The sequence below is a fragment of the Arachnia propionica genome, from assembly GCF_003932785.1.
GTDB lineage: Bacteria > Actinomycetota > Actinomycetes > Propionibacteriales > Propionibacteriaceae > Arachnia > Arachnia propionica_B.
Map to the genome: position 1 here is coordinate 33,075 of NZ_RQYT01000012.1, position 25,011 is coordinate 58,085.

The 25,011-nt window shown below is 67.2% G+C and carries 23 protein-coding genes and 3 tRNA genes; 22 read left to right on the forward strand and 4 right to left on the reverse strand.

Annotation, left to right across the window (positions count from 1 at the left end; genetic code table 11):
• Nucleotides 1-42 precede the first annotated feature (42 nt).
• From EII35_RS07030 to EII35_RS07055, 6 genes are read left to right on the forward strand one after another with little or no spacing between them, the layout of a single operon-like run.
• Nucleotides 43-2,541, forward strand: coding sequence for an ABC transporter ATP-binding protein/permease (locus tag EII35_RS07030; protein WP_125227756.1), 2,499 nt, complete (start codon nucleotides 43-45; stop codon nucleotides 2,539-2,541).
• Nucleotides 2,541-4,244 (forward strand): ABC transporter ATP-binding protein, encoded by a 1,704-nt coding sequence (locus EII35_RS07035; RefSeq protein ID WP_125227789.1) that lies wholly within the window; start codon nucleotides 2,541-2,543, stop codon nucleotides 4,242-4,244. The genes EII35_RS07030 and EII35_RS07035 overlap by 1 nt, the downstream gene beginning before the upstream one ends.
• A gap of 8 nt (nucleotides 4,245-4,252) precedes the next feature.
• Nucleotides 4,253-4,894, forward strand: a complete 642-nt coding sequence (locus tag EII35_RS07040; protein ID WP_260465051.1) for a GNAT family N-acetyltransferase — start codon at nucleotides 4,253-4,255, stop codon at nucleotides 4,892-4,894.
• The gene (locus EII35_RS07045; protein WP_125227758.1) at nucleotides 4,891-5,622 is read left to right on the forward strand and encodes a thioesterase II family protein; all 732 of its coding nucleotides are present in this window, start codon (nucleotides 4,891-4,893) and stop codon (nucleotides 5,620-5,622) included. Before EII35_RS07040 ends, EII35_RS07045 begins: the two co-directional genes overlap by 4 nt.
• 52 nt (nucleotides 5,623-5,674) lie before the next feature.
• Nucleotides 5,675-6,160, forward strand: coding sequence for a hypothetical protein (locus EII35_RS07050; protein WP_125227759.1), 486 nt, complete (start codon nucleotides 5,675-5,677; stop codon nucleotides 6,158-6,160).
• A complete protein-coding gene (locus tag EII35_RS07055) occupies nucleotides 6,160-6,792 on the forward strand; it encodes a nucleoside triphosphate pyrophosphohydrolase (protein WP_125227760.1) in 633 nt (210 codons plus the stop codon). Before EII35_RS07050 ends, EII35_RS07055 begins: the two co-directional genes overlap by 1 nt.
• 103 nt (nucleotides 6,793-6,895) lie before the next feature.
• Here EII35_RS07055 and EII35_RS07060 read toward each other — a convergent pair whose 3' ends face one another.
• Nucleotides 6,896-7,777: a type IV toxin-antitoxin system AbiEi family antitoxin domain-containing protein gene (locus tag EII35_RS07060; protein WP_125227761.1), complete on the reverse strand. Its 882-nt coding sequence runs from the start codon at nucleotides 7,775-7,777 to the stop codon at nucleotides 6,896-6,898.
• A gap of 475 nt (nucleotides 7,778-8,252) precedes the next feature.
• On the opposite strand from EII35_RS07060, the gene EII35_RS15875 reads away from it, so the two are divergent.
• The 13 genes from EII35_RS15875 to EII35_RS07115 all read left to right on the forward strand — a co-directional run bounded on the left by EII35_RS15875 (nucleotide 8,253) and on the right by EII35_RS07115 (nucleotide 18,560).
• Nucleotides 8,253-8,405: transfer RNA gene (locus EII35_RS15875), tRNA-Ser, on the forward strand.
• 257 nt (nucleotides 8,406-8,662) lie between these two features.
• Nucleotides 8,663-8,721, forward strand: a tRNA-Ser gene (locus EII35_RS15880).
• A gap of 114 nt (nucleotides 8,722-8,835) precedes the next feature.
• Complete coding sequence (locus tag EII35_RS07065; protein WP_125227762.1) at nucleotides 8,836-10,407, forward strand: TROVE domain-containing protein; 1,572 nt, start codon at nucleotides 8,836-8,838, stop codon at nucleotides 10,405-10,407.
• A complete protein-coding gene (locus EII35_RS07070) occupies nucleotides 10,397-10,696 on the forward strand; it encodes a hypothetical protein (RefSeq protein WP_125227763.1) in 300 nt (99 codons plus the stop codon). The genes EII35_RS07065 and EII35_RS07070 overlap by 11 nt, the downstream gene beginning before the upstream one ends.
• Nucleotides 10,697-10,768: 72 nt before the next feature.
• Nucleotides 10,769-12,046, forward strand: coding sequence for a phosphopyruvate hydratase (gene eno, locus EII35_RS07075; RefSeq protein ID WP_125227764.1), 1,278 nt, complete (start codon nucleotides 10,769-10,771; stop codon nucleotides 12,044-12,046).
• Nucleotides 12,047-12,076: 30 nt separating this feature from the next.
• On the forward strand, nucleotides 12,077-12,694 hold the full coding sequence (locus tag EII35_RS07080; RefSeq protein ID WP_125227765.1) for an FtsB family cell division protein: 618 nt from the start codon (nucleotides 12,077-12,079) through the stop codon (nucleotides 12,692-12,694).
• Nucleotides 12,691-13,188, forward strand: coding sequence for a DUF501 domain-containing protein (locus EII35_RS07085; protein ID WP_125227766.1), 498 nt, complete (start codon nucleotides 12,691-12,693; stop codon nucleotides 13,186-13,188). The genes EII35_RS07080 and EII35_RS07085 overlap by 4 nt, the downstream gene beginning before the upstream one ends.
• Nucleotides 13,185-14,105 carry a Ppx/GppA phosphatase family protein gene (locus EII35_RS07090; RefSeq protein ID WP_125227767.1) on the forward strand — a complete coding sequence of 307 codons (921 nt, stop codon included), beginning with the start codon at nucleotides 13,185-13,187 and terminating at the stop codon, nucleotides 14,103-14,105. The genes EII35_RS07085 and EII35_RS07090 overlap by 4 nt, the downstream gene beginning before the upstream one ends.
• A tRNA-Leu gene (locus EII35_RS07095) sits at nucleotides 14,096-14,169 on the forward strand. The genes EII35_RS07090 and EII35_RS07095 overlap by 10 nt, the downstream gene beginning before the upstream one ends.
• A gap of 233 nt (nucleotides 14,170-14,402) precedes the next feature.
• The gene (locus EII35_RS07100) at nucleotides 14,403-14,744 is read left to right on the forward strand and encodes a lactococcin 972 family bacteriocin (protein ID WP_125227768.1); all 342 of its coding nucleotides are present in this window, start codon (nucleotides 14,403-14,405) and stop codon (nucleotides 14,742-14,744) included.
• 85 nt (nucleotides 14,745-14,829) lie between these two features.
• Nucleotides 14,830-16,806 (forward strand): hypothetical protein, encoded by a 1,977-nt coding sequence (locus EII35_RS07105; RefSeq protein ID WP_125227769.1) that lies wholly within the window; start codon nucleotides 14,830-14,832, stop codon nucleotides 16,804-16,806.
• 17 nt (nucleotides 16,807-16,823) lie between these two features.
• Nucleotides 16,824-17,471 carry an ATP-binding cassette domain-containing protein gene (locus EII35_RS07110; RefSeq protein ID WP_125227770.1) on the forward strand — a complete coding sequence of 216 codons (648 nt, stop codon included), beginning with the start codon at nucleotides 16,824-16,826 and terminating at the stop codon, nucleotides 17,469-17,471.
• Nucleotides 17,472-17,678: 207 nt separating this feature from the next.
• Nucleotides 17,679-18,560 carry a Bax inhibitor-1/YccA family protein gene (locus EII35_RS07115; protein ID WP_125227771.1) on the forward strand — a complete coding sequence of 294 codons (882 nt, stop codon included), beginning with the start codon at nucleotides 17,679-17,681 and terminating at the stop codon, nucleotides 18,558-18,560.
• Here the strand turns inward: EII35_RS07115 and EII35_RS07120 are convergent.
• Nucleotides 18,542-19,237, reverse strand: a complete 696-nt coding sequence (locus EII35_RS07120; protein ID WP_125227772.1) for an NUDIX hydrolase — start codon at nucleotides 19,235-19,237, stop codon at nucleotides 18,542-18,544. The genes EII35_RS07115 and EII35_RS07120 overlap by 19 nt on opposite strands.
• Nucleotides 19,238-19,454: 217 nt before the next feature.
• Between EII35_RS07120 and ypfJ the strand changes: the two genes are divergently transcribed.
• Nucleotides 19,455-20,384 (forward strand): KPN_02809 family neutral zinc metallopeptidase, encoded by a 930-nt coding sequence (gene ypfJ / locus EII35_RS07125; RefSeq protein ID WP_125227773.1) that lies wholly within the window; start codon nucleotides 19,455-19,457, stop codon nucleotides 20,382-20,384.
• The gene (locus EII35_RS07130; RefSeq protein WP_125227774.1) at nucleotides 20,381-21,607 is read left to right on the forward strand and encodes an acetyl-CoA hydrolase/transferase family protein; all 1,227 of its coding nucleotides are present in this window, start codon (nucleotides 20,381-20,383) and stop codon (nucleotides 21,605-21,607) included. The genes ypfJ and EII35_RS07130 overlap by 4 nt, the downstream gene beginning before the upstream one ends.
• Here EII35_RS07130 and EII35_RS07135 read toward each other — a convergent pair.
• Nucleotides 21,600-22,571 (reverse strand): hypothetical protein, encoded by a 972-nt coding sequence (locus EII35_RS07135; RefSeq protein ID WP_125227775.1) that lies wholly within the window; start codon nucleotides 22,569-22,571, stop codon nucleotides 21,600-21,602. The two genes, EII35_RS07130 and EII35_RS07135, sit on opposite strands and share 8 nt — an antisense overlap.
• Before the next feature lie 167 nt (nucleotides 22,572-22,738).
• On the opposite strand from EII35_RS07135, the gene EII35_RS07140 reads away from it, so the two are divergent.
• Nucleotides 22,739-23,410 (forward strand): DNA alkylation repair protein, encoded by a 672-nt coding sequence (locus EII35_RS07140; protein WP_125227776.1) that lies wholly within the window; start codon nucleotides 22,739-22,741, stop codon nucleotides 23,408-23,410.
• A 256-nt stretch (nucleotides 23,411-23,666) separates the two neighbouring features.
• Here the strand turns inward: EII35_RS07140 and EII35_RS07145 are convergent, their stop codons facing one another.
• Entirely contained in the window at nucleotides 23,667-25,007 is a 1,341-nt protein-coding gene (locus EII35_RS07145) for a DUF222 domain-containing protein (RefSeq protein ID WP_125227777.1), read from the reverse strand.
• Nucleotides 25,008-25,011 lie beyond the last annotated feature (4 nt).

Sequence of the window (25,011 nt, forward strand, 5' to 3'; positions counted from 1 at the left end):
ATGCTGTGAGGACGCAGAACCGGATACAGGAAGAGGCGAACCGTGGGTAAGGGGCTCCAGGGAGCGGTGCTGAGAACACTCGGGGCCAAGGAGCACGTGCTCACGGTGACCGGGCGGGAGCAGCGGGCGGAGCACTTCATCCGGGTGTTCCTGCATTCTGACTCCCTGCTCAACCCCGACGGGGAGGCCCCCGGAAACTGGGTGCGTGCGTGGTTCCCGGATCCTGACGGCGGGGGCAAGCAGTTCCAGCGGGGCTACACCCTGGCCTGGACCTCCCCTGCGACCGGGGAGTTCGCCATCGACTTCGTCGTCCACCACCCCATGGGGCCCGCCTCCTATTGGGCCACCACCTGTGAACCAGGGGACCAGATCGTCGCGATGAGGTTCGGGGAGGAACCGTTTGCCCTGCTCGACCCGGCACCCAAGGGGTATCTGTTTCTCGGGGATCTGGCCTCGTATCCGGCGATCCATGCCCTGGCCACATCCATTCCCCCCGAACACCCCGTCGTGGTCTATCTCGAGCAACACGATGAGCGGGATGTCGGGCTGCCGCTCCCGGAAGGGCCCAACATCACGGCTCAATGGGTGGAGGAACTCCCTGATGGGCAGGGGTTGGCTCAGGCCATCGCCGGGCAGGACTGGACCGGCTGGTATGCCTGGGTGACAGCCGAATCGCTGGCCACCCGGCGGGCCCGCATCCCCTTGGAGCGGGAACATGAACTCAACAAGGCCACCCTTCATGCCCAGGCCTACTGGGTCAAGGGGCGGGCCATGGGCAAGTCGCGTGTCCTGCAGGAGGCTGCGGAGGAGCAGGAGGCGAAACCAGTGTCCCCGCAGCCGGTGGCGTCGGAGAAGATACTCGCCCCCACCCGTGTCGCCCTCACCATCGGCGGGGTGATCCAGGGTCTGTTGTCCCTGCTCCAACTGGTTCCTTTCATCCTTTTCGCCGAGGTGGCGCGCGCCTTCCTCCGTGGTGCGGACGTGGACGAGTTCCTGACCCTCGGGCTGATCGCCGTGATTGTCATGGGCGTCGCCGCTCTGGGAACCACCGGACTGCTCTTCGGGATGCATCTCTACGATGCCCGTTTCGCTGCTGCTCTGCGCGGACGGCTCATGGACAAGCTGTCGTCGTTGCCGTTGGGGTGGTTCGCACGTCGACGAACTGTGGATGTGAAGTCGCTCGTCAGTGATGACGTCACGGCCCTGCACTACGTGGTCACCCATGCGGTTCTCGATCTGGTGGCTGCCGTCGTCGCGCCCGTGGCCACGCTGATCTATCTCTTCTACGTTCAGTGGCGTCTCGCACTGGTGCTGCTGGTTCCCTTGGGCGTGTTCCTCTTCGTCATGGTCCGCATCTCGCGGCGGGATGCGGAGAAGACCGCGATCGTGCAGCAGAACTCTGCGGTTGCCTCGGGACAGGCACAGACCTTTCTCAACACCCTCGATCAGGCCCGGGTCTATGGATCGAAGGCGGTGGTGGACCTACCGGGAACATTGCGACGTTCGGGTGACTTCGTTGCCCAGTGGCAGGCGGAGACCGGCCTCATGAAGATCCAAGCCGTGATGATCAACCGCCCCATGACGACACTGGGACTGCTCGTTCTGGCGGGGTGGGCCTTCACGACCGCGGGCTGGATGCCACCGAGCGACCTGGTCATCTTCCTTGTCATCGGTACCTCGTGCGGCTCCCAACTCCTCGGAATCACCTCGAGCATCAATGTCCTGGTCCAGTCCTTCGCCTCGAGGGACGCCTTGGAGTGGCTTCTCAGCACTCCTGAGCTCGAGCATGCGACGGGGCGTCGTGCGCCCTCGGGACATGTCCACTTCTCCGGGGTGGGGTTCGGGTACGGAGCCGAACCCAAGGTGCTCTCCTCCTTTGACCTCGAACTGGAACGGGGAACGGTGACGGCCCTGGTGGGCCCCTCCGGGGCCGGAAAGTCAACAGTGGCTGCCCTGTTGGCCCGGCTGTGGGATCCACAGGAAGGCGGAATCAGCATCGATGGGGTCGACCTGCGGGAGATGACCTCGGACCAGCTGTACGGAAAAGTGGCAATCCTGTTGCAGGACGTGCAGCTACTGCGTGCGAGCGTGCGGGACAACATCGCGCTGACCCGTCCCGAGGCCACGGATGACGAGATCCGGGCGGCGGCCGCAGCGGCCCAGATCCATGAGCGCATCATGCGGCTGCCGCAGGGCTACGACACCGTCGTCGACAACGGTCGGCTCTCGGGTGGGGAGAGGCAACGGATCGGGATCGCCCGCGCCCTGCTGGCAGACACTCCGGTGGTGATCCTCGACGAGGCCACGGCTGCTGCCGACCCCGATTCGGAATGGGCCATTCGGCAGGGCCTGGACGCGTTGTTGAAGGGCCGTACCGTGCTGATGATCGCTCATCGGCTCCACACCGTGCAGCAAGCGGACCGGATCGTGGTGCTCCAACAGGGGAAGGTCGCCGAGTCGGGAACCCATGCGGAGTTGCTGCAGCGTGACGGCGTGTATGTGAAGTTGTGGCAGGCAAGTGTGGGAAAGGGGGAACGGTGATGTTGGTTCATCTGCGTGCTGTCACGAGTGCTCGAGACTTCTGGGGCTATCTCGTGCTGGCAGTGTCGTCGGCCGGGCTTCAGGTAGCAGCCGTCCTGGTGCTCTTTCCCTTGGGGCGAGCACTGTTCGGGGGTACGCCGGCAACCGCTGGTGTCTGGGTGGCTCTGTTGCTGGGGCTCATCGTGGCGGCGTGGGCAGTGGACGTCCTCAGCGCCAGGCGGGGCCTGCGTCTCGGTATCGAGGTGATGCGCGTCATCCAGCAACGGGTCCCGGAAGCGGTCATGAACACTCCAGGCCCCGGGGCACAGCGCGCCGCCGCACTTCGGAGTCTGCTGTCCACCGGGGCCACCGAGGCCACCTCAGGAGTGATCCTTCTGGTGACCCCTGTCGTGACTGCCATCGCCTTCACCGTGCTGTTGGGTGTCGGCTTGATGACGGTCTCCGTTCCGGTGGCGGTGGTGACCTTGATCGGTGGTGCCCTGGCCCTGCTGGCCCTGTGTGCCAGCACTCGAATTGAGGCCCGCGCTCAGAAGGCTTACACGGAAGCCACGGCGGAGCTTGATGATCGTCTCTTCGAGTTCGCCTGGGCGCAGCCCTCCCTGCGGACCTCACGTCGTCTCTCCGCGGGACGTGGCTTCGTGGAACAGGCGATCAGGAGCACCCGCAGCCGGGTCCTGCGGCTGCTTCTCTGGCAGATCCCCGGCGAGTTCCTCTTCAGCCTGGTGCTCCAGTTGGTGCTGCTCGGTTTCGGTGCCACGGCCTGGCTGGCCTTTTCCCGAGGGGCCGTCGACGCTGTCAGCGCTGCGATGCTGGTCATCGTCCTGTTGCGGGTGTTGGAACAGGTCGGTGTTGTGGCAGGCGCCGTCGCAGGGGTGGGTGCCATGAGCAGGAGTCTCGCAGAGGTGCGAGAGATCCTGAGGGCTCCTCAGCCACTGGAAGCGGAGTTGCTGAATCAGCCCCCGCACATTCGGCTCCGTGGCCTTCAGGCGACCTACCCCGATGGCGGCTTGGGTCTTGTTGATGTGGATCTCGATCTCGAGCCGGGAACCGTGACCGTGGTGGTTGGGGCTTCGGGTTCGGGCAAGTCCACGTTGATTCGGGTGCTGGCCGGGCTGCAGGAGGTCGACGCAGGAGCCATCTCCGTTGCAGGGATCGAGGGAACGAGTCAGGAAACCGTGCATCTGCTACGTCGCAATGCCGCTGTCGTTTTCCAGGACACCGTCCTCGCCGATGCCTCACTGCGTGAGAACCTGCTTCTCGTCAACCCCGAGTTGAACCAGCCTGAGATCGAGAAGATCGCGGAGGCCGCGATGTTGACCCCGATTCTTCTCGGTTCCGCCAAGGGTTGGGAGACACCAGTGGGTGAACGTGGATCCGAACTCTCAGGTGGGGAGAGGCAACGGGTGGGCATCGCCAGGGCGTTGGCGAAACGGGCGCGACTGCTCCTGATCGATGAGGCGACGTCGGCGTTGGATCCCCAGAACGAACGCGCCATCGTGGAGAGCATCAGGAAGGTACGTCACGAGTACACCACCCTCGTGGTGACGCACCGTCCCATGATGGTCGAACTTGCGGATGTCGTTGTGGTGATGCAGGAGGGACGCGTTGTGGAGCAAGGGCCTCCTGCCGTGTTGGGAATGGCGGGAGGAGAGTACGCCCGAATGAGGGACGAGTGGAGGGCGGCTGCTCAGTGGCAGGTGTGAGCTGGCCCGTGTTGCCCCGGTTGAGAGCTGACCTCCCACCGGAGTGGGTTCTTGCCGAACCACCACCGATCCCGGACCTGCCGGGTCTCACTGCGACGCGCTTGGGACATGCCCTTGTAGCGCTGAGGTGTGCTGACCATGCAACGGATGCCGAGATGGTAGCGGCGTGGATGTCCTTGCCGCATTTGGCGGAGACCTGGCAACAGGCCTGGCCGACGGAGCGGTGGATGAGCCACCTCGAGGCCCAGTTGGCCGGAACCTATTCGGTTCCTGCGATCGTGCTCTGGGAGGGGGCTCCGGTGGGGTATGTGGAGATCTATCGGGCAGCTCGAGATGAGGTGGGACGCTGCTATCGTTCGGAGCCACACGACATGGGATTCCACATCGCGGTGGGGCGACCTGAGCTGACGGGACGGGGACGGTTCTCGCCCCTGTTACCGATTCTGGCCGACGCCCTGATGGTGGCCGATCGCTCGTGTGAGGTGGTGGTGGCAGACCCGGATGTGGACAACGTCCGGATGCATCGGGCGTTGTCCCGCCATGGTTGGCAGGGGGGTGCCGAGATCGAGACCCGTCCTGATCGTCGCATCAGGCTGTTCCACCGTACTGCTGCACACCTGGATCCTGCGAACCGGGGGCTGCTCGCATGAAGGCATCTTGGGTGGTGGAATTGGGTAGCCCCTCGACGGTGGGTGGGGCCACCTTGGTGATCTGTCCCCATGCAGGGGGAGGGCCAGCGTTCTATCGCGGGTTGGGCGCTGCTCTGGGGGAGGGGATGAGGGTGTGTGCAGTGAACTATCCGGGACGGGAACGTCTCATCCGGGAGCCTCATTCACCGTCGCTGGGTGTTCTGGCTGCCTCGCTGGTGGAGCAGGTTCAAGGACTGCAGGAGCCTGTCGTGTTGTTCGGACACAGCATGGGCGCGATCGTTGCGTTCGAGGCTGCATTGAGCCTGGGGGAACAGCTTCGTGGGCTCATCGTCTCCGGACATCCAGCGCCGACGCAGGGGTCTCTGGACCGCGGCCTGCATCGTGCACATGATGACGTACTGGTGCGCCAGGTGGAGGAGATGGGGGCCGTTCCGGAGGGGTTGTTCCAGCACCCGGAGTTCAGGCATCACCTCATCAGGCTGCTGCGTCATGATCTGCGTGCCGCCGAGACCCATCGCTGTCGGGAAGGAACCGTTGGTGTTCCTCTGGTGGCCTACGCGGGGGAAGTGGACGCGGTTGCTCCTGCGGCGGATGTGCGTGCTTGGGCGTCGATGACCTCGGTCCGATTCCGGAGTCGTACCTTCCCGGGAGGGCACTTCTACTTCACGACGTCACTGGACGCCGTGGCCGCTGCCCTCCGCTCCGATGTCACGTGGTGCACGGCCTGACCGAAGCGCACACAGGGGATATGCTCGGGGCGAGTAGCAAGGAGAGAAACGCATGAAGCTCGCAGTCCGTCTGGCTGTTCCCGTGTTGGCCGTGGCCGCCCTCGCCGGGTGCGCGCCCTCCTCGTCGACGGCGGCCGTGGTGGCCGGGACGACCATCACCCGCGGTCAGGTCGACGCCGCGCTCGAGGCATGCAAGACGATCAATCCCAGGATGCCTGAACTCCTGGTCGTCCAGTCACTGACCCTGCGCGAGGTGGCCCTCAAGGGGTACGAGCAGATCGGCGCCCCGGTGGATGAGGCCGAACTGGACAAGGCCGTTCGTCAGGACCCCGCAGTCAAGCAGGTCGAGGGTACGGCCTGCTGGCCCGTCGCCCAGGGCTTCTTCCTCTTCAACGCGATGCAGACGAGCCTCGAGCCCGCGCAGGTGGAGGTGTTCGACCAGATCCCCGTCGAGCTCAACCCCAGGTATGGGAAGTTCGACCTCAGGGACGGTTGGGATCCGGAGGGCGGCTCCCTGTCGGTGCTCTCGGAGAAGTAGTGGCCGATCGGGGGCAACTCGCGCGGTTGCGTGAGGTGACCGACACCCTGCGGGTCGAGTGCCCGTGGGACGCCAAGCAGACGCATCGAAGTCTCGTCACGCACTTGGTTGAGGAGACCTGCGAGGTCGTCGACGCCATCGAGGCGGGCTCCGATGAGGAACTGCGTGAGGAGCTCGGCGACCTGTTGCTGCAGGTCTACTTTCATGCCCGGATCGCGGAGGACCAGGGGCGCTTCGACCTCGACGACGTCGCCGCGGGGATCGCTGACAAGCTCATCTCCCGCCACCCGTGGGTGTTCGAGGCCGAGGAGGTCCCCGAGGATCTCCGGGCCACCTGGGAGCAGATGAAGCGGGCGGAGAAGGGACGCACCTCGTCGCTGGACGGCATCGCCCGGTCGCTGAGTTCGTTGGCCCGCACCCAGAAGGTGATCTCGCGGGCGCGGGCCCATGCGGTCCCCGTCGACCTCCCCGACGGTGCCATCACGGCGGAGGAGGTCGGCGAGCAGATCCAGGCGCTCGTGGCGAGGGCACAGGCGAGCGGCGTGGACGCCGACGCGGCCGTCCGGTCGGCGTTGCGGCAGCTCGAGTCCCGTATCACCGAGGCCGAGGGCAAAGCCACGCCCGAGACCTGACCCGCGACCGAGGGCTGCTCCGCGATCAGAGCCTGCCCGGCCCCCGCTCGAGCCTGTGCACGAACCGCCGTTCTGCTTCGTTTGGAACGTTTCAAACCGCGTCTCAGCCAAGCAAAGCGGCGATTCGTGTACAGCGGGGCGACGCGGTCCCGGCGGGCACGGGGCGTCGGTTCCTCTTGAGCGCGGACTGGATGGCGTGCAGGGTCGACGGCCATTCGTCCACCAGCTGGCGGTGGGTCACCCTGATCGTGTCGTACCCGCGGATCATCGCCTCGCGGTCCCGACGGCGATCGGTCTCGAAGCTGTCCTCGTTGTCGTGCCACTGCTTGCTGTCCCCCTCCACGATCAGCCTCCCCGCCACGAGCAGGTCCACCCGGCCCACGCCGGGGATCACCACTTGCGGCACCGCTCGGAGGCGATTCCGGGCCAGCCGGAAACGGAGCACGCTTTCCAGGGGTGACTCGGCTGCAGCGGTCGCCAGCGACAATGCCGTGCCGATCCGTTCCCCGGCTCCTTGGAGGAGGAAGTGGAGTTCTGCCCGGGTCCTCAGCCCTCGATGAAGGATGCTGTCCAGGGAGACGACGAGCTGTTCCGTCGAGTGATGGCGGGCCTGGCACAACAGGGCGTGGTCAAGGGACTGCGCCACGTGGCGTGACGGGTCGTCCCTGCGCTCACAGAGGCGTGCCCTCTCGGGGAGCGGACGGGTGCGATGGCTGTATCGCGGGAGCTGCAGGTGCAGATCCGCGTCGTTCCAGGTGTCGACTCCGTGCAACAGAAGCGCCGATGTGCACGCGAGCGACGCCCCCGCCGTGACGGCCGCGACCACGTCCGCATCCGCCTCGGGGAGTGCGTAATGACACCGATCCAGCCGGGTGAGATGCCCGACGGCGACGGCGGCGTCGAACTCGCGACGCGACATGCCGGAACGCAGGGCCTCCTGTCGCGTGATGATGCCGAAACCAGGGTTGCTCAGGTAGATGCTCATACTTCTTCATGGGCAGCATCAGCCGCGATCGGTCACCTCGCGCCCTCGTTCCCGTGAACTGTGGAAAAACCCACGGGCGTCGTGGGCAGGAACCGCCGGGTTGCTTACCCGAGCCTTCGATGTCAACGCTGACATCGAAGCAGGGCGGCGATTCGTGCTCAGGGTTGGCGACGGGCGAGGTTGGCGACGGGCGAGGTTGGCGACGGGCGAGGGCAGGGGGGCGTCGGGGCCAACGGCGTCAGAGCGGGTGGGTGGGCGTCGGGTGGTGAGAGGGCGGAGGCAGGCGAGCCGGGGTCAAGGCAGGCGAGCCGGGGTGAAGGGCGGCGAACCGGGGTGAAGGGCGGCGACGCAGCACCCGGTTGACATGCCTCTGACAGGTGTGTACTGTTCTACACAGCTGGTCCGAACGGGCCGGAGGAGATCGGTTATCACTGATAATGGACGAGTCGCGGGTTCGAATCCCGCCCCCCTCGGGGGTAGCTCAGCTGGTAGAGCAGTCGGCGAAAGCCAGCCGGTCTTCACACCATGTCCGTTCGGCCCCACAACTTCATGTTCGTTTCGCTGGGTGGGCCGATGAGGGTCGGTTACCTCAGGGACAGGGAGGTTGCGGGTTCGAATCCCGCCACCGTTGGTGTGGCTCAACCAGGCAGAGCGCCCTGCTCCGGTCCTCGCCACCACGTCCGCCCGGCCCACCACAATTCCATACCTGCTGCCCGGGCCGACGGTGTTCGGTTATCGGTAAATCCCTTGGAGCAAATCCTCGGGAGATGGGGTTCAAGTCCCCAAACGGATCGCCACCCGATGATCCGTCAGAACGCCCCAGGCGTTCTGACGCCGGATGCCACCCCACGCCCGGGCAGCCCTCGTGCTCGGCCCGGGCGGGCCGAAGAGTGTCGGTTATCCCTCTCACGGAAGAGACGCGGGTTCGAATCCCGCCCCCTTCGGGGTAGTTCAGCGGTCCAGAACACTCGGGCGCAAGCCCCATCCGGCCCTCACCCCACGCCCGCCCGGCCCCAGCACCCCATGACTGCCATGGCAACCAGAAAGGAGGCGACGTCATGGATCCCCTTCGCAGCATCAGCACCCGCACCACGCCGCAGAACGAACCGGCGGACTCGCGTCAGGTCCCCAACAGTGCGGGCGGCCACACCTTCCAGCTCGACGATCGAGCACGCCTGCGTCGCTTCCTGACCCTGGGCGTCGACGGCGGCACCTACTACGCCTCCCCGCGGGAACTCGCGCTGGACAACGCCCAAGTGCTCGCCCGGATGGCGGCAGCCGACCCGGTCGGCCTCGTCGAGGCCATCGTCGAAGTCTCCGAGGGCGGCATCGCGCCCAAGCAGGGGCCTGCGCTGTTCGCCCTGGCCTACGCCACCTCCGTCGCCGACGCGGCCCCGCTCGCGCTGGCGGCCCTGCCCCGGGTCGCCCGGACCGGCACCCACCTGTTCGCCTTCGCCCGCTACGTCGAGCAGTTCCGCGGCTGGGGCCGAGGACTCAGGCGGGCCGTCGGGAACTGGTACCTGGACAAGGGCGCGGACGCCCTGGCCTACCAAGCGGTCAAGTACCGTCAGCGCGAGGGCTGGAGCCACCGCGACCTGCTGCGACTGTCCCACCCGGCGACGGTGGTGCCGGAGCTGCGCTCCACGTTCGAGTGGATCACGCGGGCCGCGGTCGACGACCACACCCCGGCGTTGATCCGCGGCTTCGTCGAGGCCCAGGCGGCCACCGACGTCGCCTCGTGGACCGAGCTCATCCGCAGGCATCACCTGACCTGGGAGATGCTGCCCGACGCGGCCCTCAAGGAGACCGCCGTCTGGGACGCGCTCCTGGACGTCGGCATCCCGCAGACCGCGCTGCTCAGGCAACTGCCGCGCCTCACCCGGCTCGGGATGCTGCCGGGGCTCGGCGGCCGCACGGACGAGGTGTGCGCGCAGCTCACCGACCCGCAGCGGCTCCGTCGCGCCCGGGTCCACCCCGTCGCGATCCTCGCGGCCGCCCGCACCTACACCGCCGGGCGGTCGTTCCGGGGGACGGCCACGTGGGAGCCCACCGCCAAGGTGAGCGACGCGCTCGACGCCGCCTTCTACGCCGCCTTCGGGCAGGTCACCCCGGCGGGGAAGCGGACCCTCATCGGGCTGGACGTCTCCGGGTCGATGACCTGGGGCGGACTCGCGGGCACGCCGCTCTCCCCGCGGGAGGCGTCGGCGGCGCTCAGCCTCGTGCAGCTCGCCACCGAGCCCGCCGTGCAGGTCATGGCCTTCCAGGACCTGTTCGTCCCCCTGGACATCTCGCCGAAGCAGCGTCTCGACGACGTGCTGCGTCGGATGGAGGATCTGCCGTTCGGAACCACGGACTGCGCGCAGCCGATGCTGTACGCCGAGAAGCGGAACCTGATGGTCGACACCTTCATCGTCCACACCGACAACGAGACCTGGAGCGGGAAGATCCACCCGCACCAGGCGCTGCGCCAATACCGCGAGCGGACGGGGATCGATGCGAAGCTCATCGTGGTGGGCATGACCGCCACGGAGTTCACCATCGCCGACCCGGAGGATCCCGGCATGCTCGACGTGGCGGGCTTCGACCTGAGTGTTCCGAACCTCATCTCGGAGTTCTCGCGTGGGCTCTGACGATCCCCTCAGTGGCGTCGTCCCGGCACCAACCGGTGCCAGGGGCGGCGCCTCTCGCCGTGTCGGCGGGGTGTCGGACGTGACCGCGGCCCGGGCCAGGGAGATGCATGAACGCGCGGCCGAGGCGGAGCGCCGGGCGGCGGAGCTGCGGGCACAGCGCGACGACCTGATCCGCAGGCTCCGGGCCGAGGACGTGGAACGCTGGTCCTACGGGGCGATCGCCGCGGCCGTCGGGTGCAGCAGGGAACTCGTTGCCCAGGTGGTCAAGCGGAGGAGCCCGGGCCGCTGATGGGCGAGGTGCGCGCGTTGGTAGGCTGGGCTCGCAGACACTCTCGTCGCCACAACAACAGAAGGGCTCCCCATGGCAGCTATTGAGTTCATCGACGCCCGCGAGGTCCTCGACTCCCGCGGCAACCCCACCGTCGAGGTCGAGGTCGTCCTCGACTCCCAGGCCGCCGGGCGTGCCATCGTCCCCTCCGGGGCCTCCACCGGCGCCTTCGAGGCCGTCGAGCTGCGTGACGGAGGTGAGCGCTTCGGTGGCAAGGGGGTCCAGACCGCCGTCAAGAACGTCCTCGACGTCATCGGCGAGGAACTCCTCGGTTTCGACGCCCGTGAGCAGCGCGCCATCGATCTGGCCATGATTGAGCTCGACGGTACCCCGAACAAGGCCAAGCTCGGCGCCAACGCCATCCTCGGCGTCTCCCTCGCCGTCGCCCATGCGGCCGCAGAGGATGCGGAACTGCCGCTGTACCAGTACGTCGGCGGCCCCAACGCCCACATCCTGCCCGTGCCGATGATGAACATCCTCAACGGTGGCTCGCACGCGGACTCCAACGTCGACATCCAGGAGTTCATGATCGCCCCGATCGGCGCCGAGACCTTCGCCGAGGCTGTCGAGATGGGGGCCGCGGTCTACCACGCCCTCAAGAAGGTCCTCAAGGAGCGTGGGCTCAGCACCGGCCTCGGCGACGAGGGCGGCTTCGCGCCGAACCTCGAGTCCAACCGCGCCGCCCTCGACCTCATCGTCGAGGCCATCAAGAAGGCCGGCTACGAGCCCGGCTCCCAGGTGGCCCTCGCCCTCGACGTCGCCGCCAGCGAGTTCTACAGCGACGGCGGGTACAAGTTCGAGGGTGCCGTGAAGTCGGCGGCCGAGATGATCGACTACTACGCCGAACTCGTCGAGGCCTACCCGCTCGTGTCCATCGAGGACCCGCTGAACGAGGAGGACTGGGACGGCTGGAAGGCCATGACCGAGCGTCTCGGCGACAAGGTCCAGCTCGTCGGCGACGACCTGTTCGTCACCAACGTCGAGCGGCTGCAGCGCGGCATCGACACCGCCACCGCGAACGCCCTGCTGGTCAAGGTGAACCAGATCGGTTCGCTGTCCGAGACCATCGACGCCGTGGAGCTGGCGCACCGCAACGGCTACCGCACCATGATGTCGCACCGTTCCGGCGAGACCGAGGACGTCACCATCGCCGACCTCTCGGTGGCGCTGGGCTGCGGTCAGATCAAGTCGGGTGCCCCGGCCCGCACCGACCGTGTCGCCAAGTACAACCAGCTGCTGCGCATCGAGCAGAACCTGGACGACGCGGCCGTCTACGCCGGTCGTTCCGCGTTCCCGCGTTTCAAGGGCTGATCCCACCGACGGATCCGTCACACTGGTTGCATGCCTGGAGCACCTCGCAGCAAGCCGATGAGCAGCGGTCCGGGTCGTGGTTCGCCACGGTCCCGGACCGCTGCTCGTCGTGGCGAACGCGTCTCGGGCCGTACCCGGCCCCGTCCCGTGGACGTCGAGGAGGCCGACGACATCGAGGAGTCGCCCCGTCGCCCCCGGGGCTCGGATCGTGCCCTCGCGGTGACGTGGCGGCTGCTGCTGCTCGCCGTCGTGTTGGCCGCCCTGGGTGTCACCCTGGCGCAGAGCCTCCGCGTGTACTTCGCGCAGGCACAGGAGATCGCGGCGAAGCGTGCCGAGATCCACGCCACCCGGGAGCGGATCGGTGAGCTGGAGGACCAGCTGGAACGCTGGCGCGACCCCGCCTTCATCAAGGCCGAGGCCCGGGAGCGGCTGGGCTGGGTGCTGCCCGGCGAGACGGGCTACCGGGTCATCGGCGCCGACGGGAAACCGATCGGCGGCGACTCGACGGTCCTCGCCCCCACCCGCCATGGCGGCGGCCTGTGGTGGGAGGGTCTGTGGGGGTCGGTGAAGGTCGCGGACAGCCCCGTCGAGGGGCAGGAGGACACCGTCCCGTCCATTCCGATGCCGAGCCCGTCAGGAACCCCATGAACCCCACCATCTCCCGGGAGGATCTCGAGATCCTCGAGGCGCAGCTCGGTCGGCCCCCGCGCGGGGTGGTCGACATCGCGTGGCGGTGCGCCTGCGGCAGGCCCGGCGTGGTGAAGACGGCGCCGCGGCTGGAGAACGGCACCCCCTTCCCGACCGTGTACTACCTCACCTGTCCCAAGCTGGTGACGGCCTGCTCCGCCCTCGAGGCGGAGGGAGTGATGGCCGAGATGTCGCGGCGGCTGCTGGAGGACGACGACCTCGCCGCCCGGTACCGCCTGGCCCATGAGGCCTATCTCGCGGATCGGGCCGCGCTCGGAATGGTGCCCGAGATCGAGGGCATCTCCGCCGGGGGCATGCCCACCCGCGTCAAGTGTCTCCACGTGCTCGTCGGCCATGCCCTCGCCGCCGGGCCGGGGGTGAATCCGCTCGGCGACGAGGCCCTCGAACTCATCCGCGAGCGGATCGGGGACATCTGCTGCGAGGTCGCCCCATGACCACCGTCGCCGCCATCGACTGCGGCACCAACTCCGTGCGGTTGCTGATCCTGCGACGTGACGGCGAGACCCTGCGCGAGCTGGCTCGGGAGGTGCGGCTGGCGCGTCTCGGTCAGGGGGTCGACGCGACAGGGGAGTTCCATCCCGACGCCCTGGCCAGGACCTTCGTCGTCGTGGAGGAGTTCGCCCGGATCATCGCCGACCATGACGTGGAGCGGCTCCGTTTCGTCGCCACCTCTGCGGCCCGGGACGTGACGAACCGTCAGCTGTTCGTCGACGGGGTGCGGCAGCGGCTGGGGGTGGAGCCGTCCATCATCTCCGGTGACGAGGAGGCCCGGCTGTCGAGCGCCGGGGTGCTGTCGGGGGTGGATGCGCCCGCGCCGGTGCTGGTGTTCGACATCGGGGGAGGGTCCACCGAGCTGGTGGTCCTCGACGACGACGGCGCGGTGACCTGGGCGGTGTCCCTGGACGTCGGCGCGGTGCGGGTCAGGGAGCGGCTGCTGCCCTCGGACCCCCCACAGGAGTCGGAACTCCAGGCGGCACGCCGCTTCATCGGCGGCATGTTCGACGGCTCAGGGGTGGAGTTCGCGTCCATCGCGACGGCGGTCGGGGTGGCGGGCACCGTGACGAGTACGGCGGCCAGGGCTCTGGGGCTTTCGGCCTACTCCCGCGAGGCCGTCCACGGATCGGTGCTGAGCCGGGCCAGGATCGAGGCAGCGGTCCGGCACTGGAACACCACCCCGGTCGCGGAGATCGAGCAGGAACCGTGCATGCATCCGCTGCGCGCCGGGGTGATCGGGGCGGGGACCCTCATCCTGGACGAGATCAGCGCCAGGGTCCCGTCGGGTGAGGTCCTGGTGAGCGAGACCGACATCCTCGACGGCATCGCCCTGGAACTGTTGGACCAGCCCTCGTAGCCCAATTGGCAGAGGCAGGCGGCTTAAACCCGCCCAAGTACGGGTTCGAATCCCGTCGGGGGCACCGAGCAGTCCTTGTGCAGGGGGAGCGGAAGAACCGGCCAGCGATGTGCCGAAAATGTCGCGAACTCGTGTCACACTTTGGAGCAAGCCGGAAACATGAAGGATGAGCGGGCCTGCTCACCCGGTGGGCACAGGGGCCACCGGGGACAACCTGAAAACCCGGACCACAGGGGAAGGCGACGGCGCTGACCAGACACCTGTCGCTGTGGTCGACAGTACGGAGAGGAGTCCGTCATGCAGTGGAACTTGGGGAAGCGAGTCGCGGTCACGGTGGTCGCCGTGGGGCTGTTCGCAGGAGCACAGGTCGCTGGTGCAGGCGCGTGGGAGTCGCCGGGGATGCGAACGCAGTACCCGAGCGCAGGGGGTAAGTGGGAGTACGGCTACTACGAGCTCTTCATGCGTTCGTACTACACGGTCAACAAGTGCCACGGCAGCACCGTGCAGAAGAGGATCTACGGGAATATCCAGAAGACGGCCCGGAGCATCGACACGAGTCCGGGGAACAAGTCGATCGCTGAGATCTGGACGCTCAACTCCCGAGGGCTGGAGGGTAGGTACTACTACAGGGTCTGCTGACCGTTCTCCGCGGGCGTGGTGCAATGGATTACGTTGCGCCACGCCCGTCAGGAACAAGGTGAGCTGAAGGATTTCGGGAGGTTTCGTGCAGAGGAAGGTCGTTGCCGCGACGATGGTCGTGCTGTTCGGCCTGCTGGGATTCATGGCGGCGATGGTTGCCGACTTCCATGACCGCAGTTGGCCGCAGAGCCTGGGGGTGGAGGCTCAGATCACGGTTGACTTCAGCCAGACCGGGATCGCAGCTGATGCAGGTCGGGAGTTGCTCCGAAGGACTGGGGAGGAGTACCACCTCGGGCTGTACAAGGTGGCCCCCGACCTCGAGGACACCGGGCGTGAGGTGTTCGTGGCCATCAACGGGCAATCGCTGCGCAGTGTGGAGTGGTTCGGGGAGCAGCGGGACTCCGAGGTGGTGGCCCCGGAGCGGCTTGCGAACTCCAAGCCTGATGGGGCCTACCTCGTGGTGGATCCGGCCCGGTTGGGTGAGGCAGTCAGCGCGCTGAGGGCAGAGGGGATCGGGGTCACCGTGACGGAGGCCTCCGTGCTTGACACGGTACGGTCGCTGGTCTCAGCCTCGCAGAGCGGTTTCATGGCTCCGGTGGCGGCAGCCGCCCTGCTCGTGGCGGCGCTCACGGTGTTCTGGCTTGCCGCCAGGGCCAGGTCCCGCGCGTTGCGAGTGTTGGCCGGAGGCTCGCCGTGGCGTATCCAGGCCCAGGACATCGGAGGATATCTGTTGTATCTGCTGGGCAGCGCTGTGCTGGTGGGGGTGCTGTGCTGCGGGCTCGTCGGGCTCTCTCGTGGCTGGCTTCACGTTCCGCTCTTCGCCCAGGCGATGGTCTCCTTCGAGATCATCGCCTTCGTGTTGTGTGGGGTCGTGATCCTCCTGCTGTCGGTGGTGGCCTGGCCCAGTGCCGCACTGTTCGCCACTCGGAAGCCCGCGGTGACGATGCTGCAGCGACCAGCACGCATCGTCCAAGCGTTGACGCTGTTCGCCCTGGTTGCTTCGGCAGGGCCAGCGTGGCTGGCCGTTCAGGAGACGGAGCAGACCGCCCAACAGCTTGCCACGTGGTATGAGTTCTCTGATCAGGTCATGTTGGGCTTCGAAGTCGGCCCGGATCATCTCGATGTCGTGGCGAATCGAGTCCAGCAGGCGGTTTCCCGTGCTGAATCCGAAGGACAGGTCGTCATGTCCTACACCATCAAGGAGTCGGACTGGTCTGCTGATTTCGGGCCTTACTCCGCCATCTCCATTGTCAACTCCGGGTGGATGAATCTCGTCTCGACGTCGGTTGGCAAGGATGCGCTCGTTCCGGTTTCCATGGAGCAGGAATGGCCGGTGATCCAACGAGGCCTGGGGGAGTCCTGGGAGATCTGGAGCAGAGGCACTCGCTCTGAAGAAGAGGTCTTGGCGGATCTCAGGCTGCATGTTCCGGCAAAGGGAGTGGCGTACCCGGTGGCTGATGGCGGCAGGCCAGGGCAGTTGAGTTTCCTGACTGATGTCCTGGTGATCGAGGCGCCGACGGTGCAGGCGGTGTTCAATCCATCGAATCTCGTCAGCCTCGCCTCCACCGGAAATGTCCTGCTGACTGGGGTGGCTGAGACGAATGATTTGCTGCACGAGGCCGGGCTGGATGAGGCCGGGCTGGCCGAGTTGGGGGTGGAGGGAGCGATCCTTCCGCTGTATGCGGCGGAGCAGGGCATCCTGCGCGCCCAGTTCGCAGCCCACTTGGCGCGCATCCTGAGTGTCGCCGTGGTGGCCATGACGGCTGCCTTCCTCGTCGCGGCCGGAGTGAACGCGGTGATTGCTGCCCTGCTCAACACCCGCCGTGACTTCCCGATGCGACTGAGTGGTGCCACCTGGGAGCAGGTGACACGGCCACGCGCCCGCCGTGAGTTGATCCTTGGCGCCGTGGTGGTGGCCGTGGCCCTGTTCCTCCAGCTGCAAACCCCCGCTGCACTGCTGGCGACTGCGGTGGCGGGGATTGTGGGGCTGGCTGTGCTGTACCTCGCCCATGCCGCCGCCGCCGCGACGATCTTCGCCCGCATCACGCATCGAAAGCTCTAGGAAGGATTCGGAGACCCATGCTCATCGAAGCCCATGACGTCGGAGTCAGGATCGACCAGAAGCAGATCATCGTGGGAGAGTCCGTCCGATGTGTGCCAGGGGAGATGACCGCTCTGATCGGGCCGTCGGGGTCCGGCAAGACCACCCTGCTGCACACCCTCGGACTGCTGCTGCCGCCCAGCGAGGGCAAGGTCACCGCGGATGGGGCGGTGATCTCAGGGGGGAGTGCGCGATCCTGCCGTGCTTTCTGGCGAGATCACGCGGCCTTCGTGCTGCAGGACTACGGGATCATCGATGATGAGTCGGTGGCCTTCAACGTCATCCTGCGGCGGAGAGGCGAAACCGCTGAGCTGAAGGCCGTGCTGGAACACGTCGGCCTGGCGGGACGGGAGGACGAGCTGGCCAGCCATCTCTCCGGTGGGGAGAAACAGCGCCTCGCCCTGGCCCGCGCCATCCATCGTGACGCCCATGTGCTCTTCGTGGACGAGCCGACGGCCTCGCTGGATGCGGCGAACCGTCGCCTGGTGGTGGAGCTGTTCGCCGACTTCGCAGCCAAGGGGGCCACGGTCGTCATCGCCACCCACGACGATGAGATGATCGCGGCCTGCCACCAGCATCATCAGATGAACAGCTCGCCGATTGGTAGAGACCGAAAGGCTTCCTGAAGGTCAACTCCGCCTATCCGCGCACCCTCTAAGGCCGATGGTGGATGCCCCGCAGGGGCTGTGTTCCCTCGCGTCGACGACGACGCAGGGCGACCGTCGTGCCGGATCCCTGTTCCCGCAAGGTCATACGATGAGAGGTCTGGGTTCTGTCCCCGCTGGCGTCTAGACTGGAGGGCAAGAGTCAAACGAATGTGAAGGGCATCAAGCATGGCCAACCCCGTGTTCTCCCGTAGTGAGGCGTTCAACCGTCCTCCGAAGCCGGCCGGCTACGGCTACCCCCAGCCGGGTTACGGTTACCCGCAGCAGGGGTACGGACAGCCCCAGCCGGGCTTCGGCTACCCGCAGCCCGGTCAGGCCCCGTACGGACAGCCGGGCGCCCCCATGGGCTACGAGCAGCCCCAGCCGCAGCGTGTCGGCGGCGTCATGACCCTGGACGACGTCCTGGCCAAGACCGCCATCTCGCTCCTCATCGTCTTCGCGGTCGCCGCCGCGGCGTTCATGGTGGTGCCGGCTGAGCTCGCCATCCCCGTCGCCATCGGTAGCAGCCTCGCCGCCCTGGCCGCCGCCTTCATCGTCGGGATGCGCGCGAAGATCAGCCCGGTGGGTCTGGCCGTCTACGCCATCCTCGAGGGTGTCTTCATCGGTGGCATCTCGAAGGTGTTCGAGACCTTCTACCCCGGCATCGTGATGTCGGCCGTCCTGGCCACCTTCGTCACCGCTGGCGCCACGCTGGCCGCCTACAAGTTCTTCAACATCCGCGTCACCGGCAAGTTCCGCAAGATGGTGACCATCGCCACCATGGCCTTCGCCGGCGTGATGCTGGTCAACTTCGTTCTGGCCATGCTCGGCATCAACACCGGGCTGCGTGAGGTCGGCTCCGGCGCTGGTCTGCTGTCCATCGGCGTCTCGGTCCTCGCCGTGTGCCTCGCCGTGTTCAACCTCGTCATCGACTTCGACTTCGTCGAGCGTGGCATCGAGGCCCAGGCCCCGGCCTCCGAGTCGTGGCGTGCTGCCTTCGGCATCACCGTCACCATGGTCTGGCTCTACGTCGAGATCCTCCGCATCCTGTCCTACTTCCAGCAGGACTGACCCGCGACGCGCTCCAGGTGCTGGTTCAGCACCCGGCGCGCCGCCTTCGTCCAGCGGCGATCCCGCCAGGACTCCAACGGCACCCAGTCGGCCCGCTCCGTCGATCCCCCCAGATCGTGGAGCACGGGACGGCTGGGTGTCCCGCATTCCGCCGCATAGATGATGCGCAGGGCGTGGAAGTCCTCCAGCACCCCGTTCGTCGCCCTGCCGATCCAGTGATCGGACTGGAGTGCGAGCAGCTCGCCAAGCCGCACCCGCTGACCGGTCTCCTCGAACACCTCGCGTTGCACCCCGTCCTCCGGGGCCTCCCCGGCGTCGAGGCCGCCGCCAGGCAGCGTCCAGGTCCCGGGCGCCCGGGTGAGGTTGGAGTTCACGGTGCCGAGCAGCCCCATGGGGGACAGCACCACCGCGTACGCCCCGATGCGCTGATGCACCGTCGGGATCTCGGGGCTGTCCGGCTCCTCGTGATGCACCGGACGGACCAGCGGTTCCCGGTCCCTGCCCCGCACCGGCCGCACCCGGAACGACACCTCGACGTCCTCGTCGATGAGCCGGGCTGACAAGGGGCGCAGCGGCACCCAGCCCTGGCGGAACAGGGTGTGTCTCGGGTGCTGGCCGTGGCCGACCTCGAAGCTCGTCACGAGGCAGCTGTCGTCCGAGAAGCCGAGGATGCGCATCCGTCAACCTTAGAGGGTGCGCGGATAGGCGCATCTACTGCGGTCGCCCCGGTGCCCCCCCGGCTGTGTTGTCCTCCTCGAACGCACGGTCCAGTGCGCTCTTCGTCGTCCGCCTTGCCATGAGGTCACCGTGACGATCCTCGTGACGACCCCCCTATCCACGCACCCTCTTATTCCTTCTCGGATAGGCTGGGGTAGGTCGTTCTCAGGAGGAGACGTGGACTATCGCGACAGCGCGGACCTTTCCGGTACCCGCACCCGCAGAGCGGGTGGGGGTGGTGGCCGTTCCGGCGGCGGCTTCGGCGGTGGCCTCGGCGGCGGGTTGGGCGGTGGCCGGGGTGGACGCCCGATGGCAGTCGGCGGGGGCATCGGTGGCGTCCTGATCCTGCTCCTGGCCCTGTTCCTCGGCCCCTCGCTCGGCCTCAACGTCGGTGATCTCATGGGTGGTCAGGGGGGCGGTTCCAACGCCCAGCCCGGCTCCTACCAGACGGAGTGCAGTGGCCAGGACGCGAAGAAGAACCGCGACTGCCGGTGGGCCTACTACGAGACCGCCGTACAGAAGTACTGGTCCGGGGCCATTCGCGACTACAAGTACGCCGACATGGAACTGTACTCCGGCACCGTCCGCACGGCGTGCGGCATGGGCCAGACCCAGATGGGGCCGTTCTACTGCCCCGGCGACTCCACCGTCTACATCGACGACTCCTTCGTCGGGACGCTGCTGAACCAGCTGGGTGCCGCCGGTGGCGACGCCGCCGAGCTGTACATCGTCGCCCACGAGTACGGACACCACATCCAGAACCTGGATGGCATCATCCGCTCCATCAAGCGCGACTCCGGCGATGGCTCGGAGCAGGTCCGCCTCGAGCTCCAGGCCGACTGCTACGCGGGGGTGTTCTTCCACAACACCGTCAAGGACCCCCAATCGCCCATCGCGGCCGTCTCCAAGGATGACCTGCTGCGGATCGCCGACGCGGCCAAGTCGGTCGGCGACGACCACATCCAGCGGCAGCAGGGAGGCTTCGTCAACCCCGAGTCCTGGACCCACGGCAGCTCCGAGCAGCGGCAGCGCTGGGTCAGTATCGGCTTCGACACGGGCAACCCCAGGTCCTGTGACACCTTCTCCGTCTCGGATGCCGACCTGTGAGAATCGTCAGCCCGGAACAGCTGGGGCAGGCCCTGCCCGCCCTGCCCGCCAATCCCCGCATCGTCACCCAGGGCAGCTTCGGCACTCCCCGTGCCCTGCTCGACCTCCTCGATGCCGCCGTGCCCGAGTATCGACTGTTCATCGTCAACGGTCTGGGGCGGCTGCCTGACCGTGACGGGGTGCGGATCGAGACCAGCTTCGTCGGTTCCGGTCTCCGCGGGAACCCACGCGTCGACTACTACCCGGCACGGCTGTCCGTCACTCCGAGACTGTTCGCCATGACCCTGCCCCCGGACGTCGTCGCCGTTCAGACCTCCCGCGTCGTCGACGGCAAGGTGAGCCTCGGCATCGAGGTGCAGATCATCCCCGGGGCCATTGAGGCCCTCAAGGCCCGCGGCGGAGTGCTCATCGCCCAGATCAACGAGGAGATGCCCTTCATCCACGGCGACGGGGTGCTCGACGTGGCGGACATCGACCTGGCGGTGGAGATCGCCGAACCGGTTCCCGTCGCCGGGGACGTCCCCATCGACGACGAGTCGGCGGCCCTTGGTGAGCGACTGGCGGCGATGATCCCCGAGGGCGGCACCCTCCAGATGGGGATCGGTGCCCTGCCCGGGGCGGTGCTGAAGGCCCTCCGCGGGGCGAAACGCCTACGGGTGTGGACCGAGCTCATGGCGGACGGCTTCCACCACCTGGCGATGACGGGGGTCCTCGACCCGGATCACCCGATCACCGCCACCTTCGCCTACGGGTCGGCGGAGATGTACGCCTGGGCGGACAGCAACCCGCAGCTGCGGCTGTTGCGCTGCGAGACCACGAACAGCCCCGGCATGATCGCCCAGCAGCCTGCGGTCACCAGCATCAACACGGCCCTGCAGGTCGATCTGTTCGGCGCGGTCAACGCCACCCGGGTCAATGACCGGATCATCTCCGGTACGGGCGGCCAGGCGGATTTCGTCGTCGGGGCCATCCACTCCCCGGGCGGGCAGTCGATCATCGCCCTCAAGTCGTGGCACCCCAAGGCCGACCGCTCCACCATCGTGCCGAAACTCAGCGAGTCGACGACGTCACTGCAGCCGTCGTGGGTGGTGACGGAGCAGGGAGCAGCCCGGATCTTCGGGGCGAGCCAGCGCGATCAGGCGCTCGGGATGATCCAGGTGGCGCATCCCCGCGTCCGCGACGAACTCACCGCGGAGGCCCAACGGATGGGTCTGCTCAGCTGAGCTCCGCCTCGGCGTACTCCTGGCCCATCAGATCCGTCCAGTGGATCCTGCCGTCGCAGTCGAAACGCACCGTCGGCGCCACCTTCGTGAATCGGGAGTCGATCTCCACCCGGCACGGTTTCGCCGGGTCCGGGCTGTACTTCTCGATGCCGCGGGCCAGCACGAGGGGGTCGATCGCCGCCGGATCGAAGAAGGGACGGTCCGTGGCTTCGTTGCGTCGCGTGACGAACACGGGCAGGGCCCCGGTGCGGGAACGACGTTCCGTGACGCCCGCGTTGGGTGGCAGGTCGAGCCAGTAGCCGATGTCGGGGGCGAAGCCGACCTGGGCGGCGGACCTGGCCCCGGCGACGACGTCGGTGATTCCCTGGGTGATGTCGGCGACGGAGGAGAAACCGAGGTTGCGCACCGGCTGCGCGTCGCGGGTGAAGAACACGGTCTTGCTCTCGGGGCTGGTGGTGACGGTCATGAAGACCTCGCCGGGCCGGTACTCGACGATCTGCAGTACCTTGTCGCCGCCCTTCGCCCCGAGGGTTTCGGCAGTGGTGAACATCCCGTCGATGTTGCCGAGCGCGAAATCGGTGGGGTGGAAGGTGCTCTGCCCGAGGTACTGCACGTCGGAGTCGACCTCGACGATCTGCTCGTCGCGCCACCGCAATGTCAACGGTTGCTGTTGCCGGGTGAGGAGGGTGACGGTCAGTTCCGTCTCCGAGACGTCGAGTTTCAGGGCGGGCAGGTTGCCGTGGAGTTTCGCGATCCGCTTCAGCACCTGCTCCGCCCCGCCGTGGGTGAGCTCCTTGGTCAGGCGCATCGGCACCGGGGTGGTGGGGGTCGGCGACGGGGAAGCTGTCTCCGACGCGGTCGTGGTGGGGCTGGTGGACGGGCTCCCAGGGGCCCCGGGATGGCCGGGGGCGCAGCCTGCGAGCAGCACCAGAAGGGTCATGGCGGCTGCTCGGGTCGGCTTCACCCGGTCATTCTAGGAGACCTCGGGGGCCGCTCCCCGGCTCCTGCACGTCGACCGCGTCGTCCTTCCGGGCAGATTTGTTTCAACGTTTTGTCTCAACCTTCAATTTCGTCTGCACGGTTCCTGCCCCCGGGCTGGGCGTGAAATCGCGGGCTGATTAGGATGGACGCGTGATTCGACCTGTCCTTCCCGACGTGCTGGCCGAGCTGGAATCCCTGGAGGATCCGAAGGCGCTCGCCATCAACCTTCGCCATGGGAACACCCATTCGGTGAACCTGACGAAGGTGCGTGGGATTGCCAAGCAACTGGGGGCCCAGCCGGAGCTGGCGCGGGCGCTCTGGGCGACGCGGCAACCCAACGCCAGGCTGGTCGCGCTCCTTGTCGCACGGCCGAAGCAGTTCTCGGAGGAGGAGCTGGACCGGTGGCTGAGGGAGGCGGCCACGAACAAGGAGCGGGACTGGTTCGTGAGCTACCTCGTCGCGAAGTCCGTTCACGCCGATGCGTTGCGGAAGTGTTGGATGGACGACGAGTCGCCGGACGTGGCGGCCGCGGGGTGGGCGTTGGCGACGGACCGGGTCGTCAAGAAGCCGGAGGTGCTGGATCTGGATGACTTGTTGGACCGGATCGAGGCGGGCATCCAGGCCGCCCCGGAGCGACTCCAGTGGGCGATGAACACCTGCCTCGGCAACATCGGCATCGAGCATGAGGACAAGCGGGAGCGGGTGCTGGAGATGGGGCTGCGGCTGGGGATCCTGAGGGATCACCCCACCTCGGCAGGCTGCGTCTCTCCGTACGTCCCGGTCTGGGTCCCGACGATGCTGCGTCGTCGCGCTGAGGGCTAGCGCCCGGGAGACGCTCTTCCGCTGGTCGAGCCGCGAAGCGAAGCGAGCGTGTCGAGACCTCCGCAACAGTCCCTGCGAACGGTCACGGGGTCTCGACACGGGTCCCTCCACTGCGTTCCGGGTCCCGGCTCGACCAACGGAGGGAAGAGGGACCCCTCGGCTCGACCAGCGTGGAGAAAGAGGATCCTCACCGACGCTTCTTCAGCCGGAGGCAGGGGGTATCGACCTCGGTCAACGGGGTGCGTAAAGAGGGTGTTCAGTGGAGGGCGTATTGGATCCATTCCCAGGCCTCGGATTCCACCGGTCTGGTCTCTGGGGGTTCTGGTGGGTCGAGCCAGGGTGGAGGTGGCTCCTCCACCCGCACGACTGGTTCGGGGGTTCGCAGGTGGATGGTGCCGCCGGTGGCATGCACCAGATACTCAAACCCTGCCGGAGACTTCCAGTGGAACCAGCCCGGCGCGGGTTGGGTGAGTGTCCAGCCGCCGAAGGTCTTTGCCCGATGTGACCTGCGCGCCAGGGGTGCGAGGTTCCCCCAGCGGGTCTGCCCGGTTTCGCCGTCCCGGTAGGGGATCGTGTGATCCACATCACAACTGCGGGAGGCCCGGGAGGCGTAGGGGAACACATCCACCGGCATCAATGCGGTGACCGCGGCGCGGAGCCCGAGCGAGGGGTCGTGGAGATCCTCCGGTGCATGACGGAGTGGGTCAACGATCGGTCGGACGGTGACTTTCGAGTCCTTCAAGAATCGAGGAAGCTGGCTGGTGAGGAAGGCGCCCCACCGCTCCACCTCAACCACACCCGACGAATCGGCATCCGGATCAAGGGCGGGGTCGTCGGCGTTGATGTGCACGATGAGGGTGGCTTGGGGCAGCATGTCCTGCCCACCCGCCCGTCTCGCGAGGACTCCGACGGCGGCGGCGCGGCGTTGTTTCAGATCCCCGGTCTCGGCCGGGAGGGTTTTCGCGACCTCGGTGAGGGCGTGGTCGAAGTCGATCGCGTCGCGGGGATCCAGGATCCCGTACAACGCGCAGTGGCCGTTCTTGACGGTATCGACTGCCACGTAGCGGTTCTCCCGCTGCCGGGTCTCTCGTTCCCGGGCCGCATCTGGGTCGGCGGCGATGATCCATGCTTCCAGGTTGCGGCGGATCCGCTGCCACGACCACAACCTGAGAGCGACGGCGAGTTTCCGATCCAACCGTGAGGCTGCCTCCGCGTTCAGCTGGGAGATGGCTGGCCGGTTCACCACCTCGGCGACCTGCCACCAGCGCAGACTCCCCGTGAGGAAGGCCTCCCACAACGCCGGGAACCGAAACCTGACGTCCAGAACCGTTCCGATCTTCTCCAACGCCGCATCGGGGGAGATCTGAAGGATCCCACCCAGTTCGTGGGCGAGGAACTCACCCACCGACGGCGTCCCGTCCCCACCCGGCTCAAGGAACCCTTCCACAGCCTCCATCACCGCAGCATCGTCGACCTCATACAACTCCGCGGCTTTCGCGATCCCGACGATGAGGGCCACCTCCGCCGCCCGGGCGTGGGCGTCCGCCTCATGAATGGCCTGGTAGGCCTCGGCGAGGGTGGCGGGGAGGGGGTTCATGACC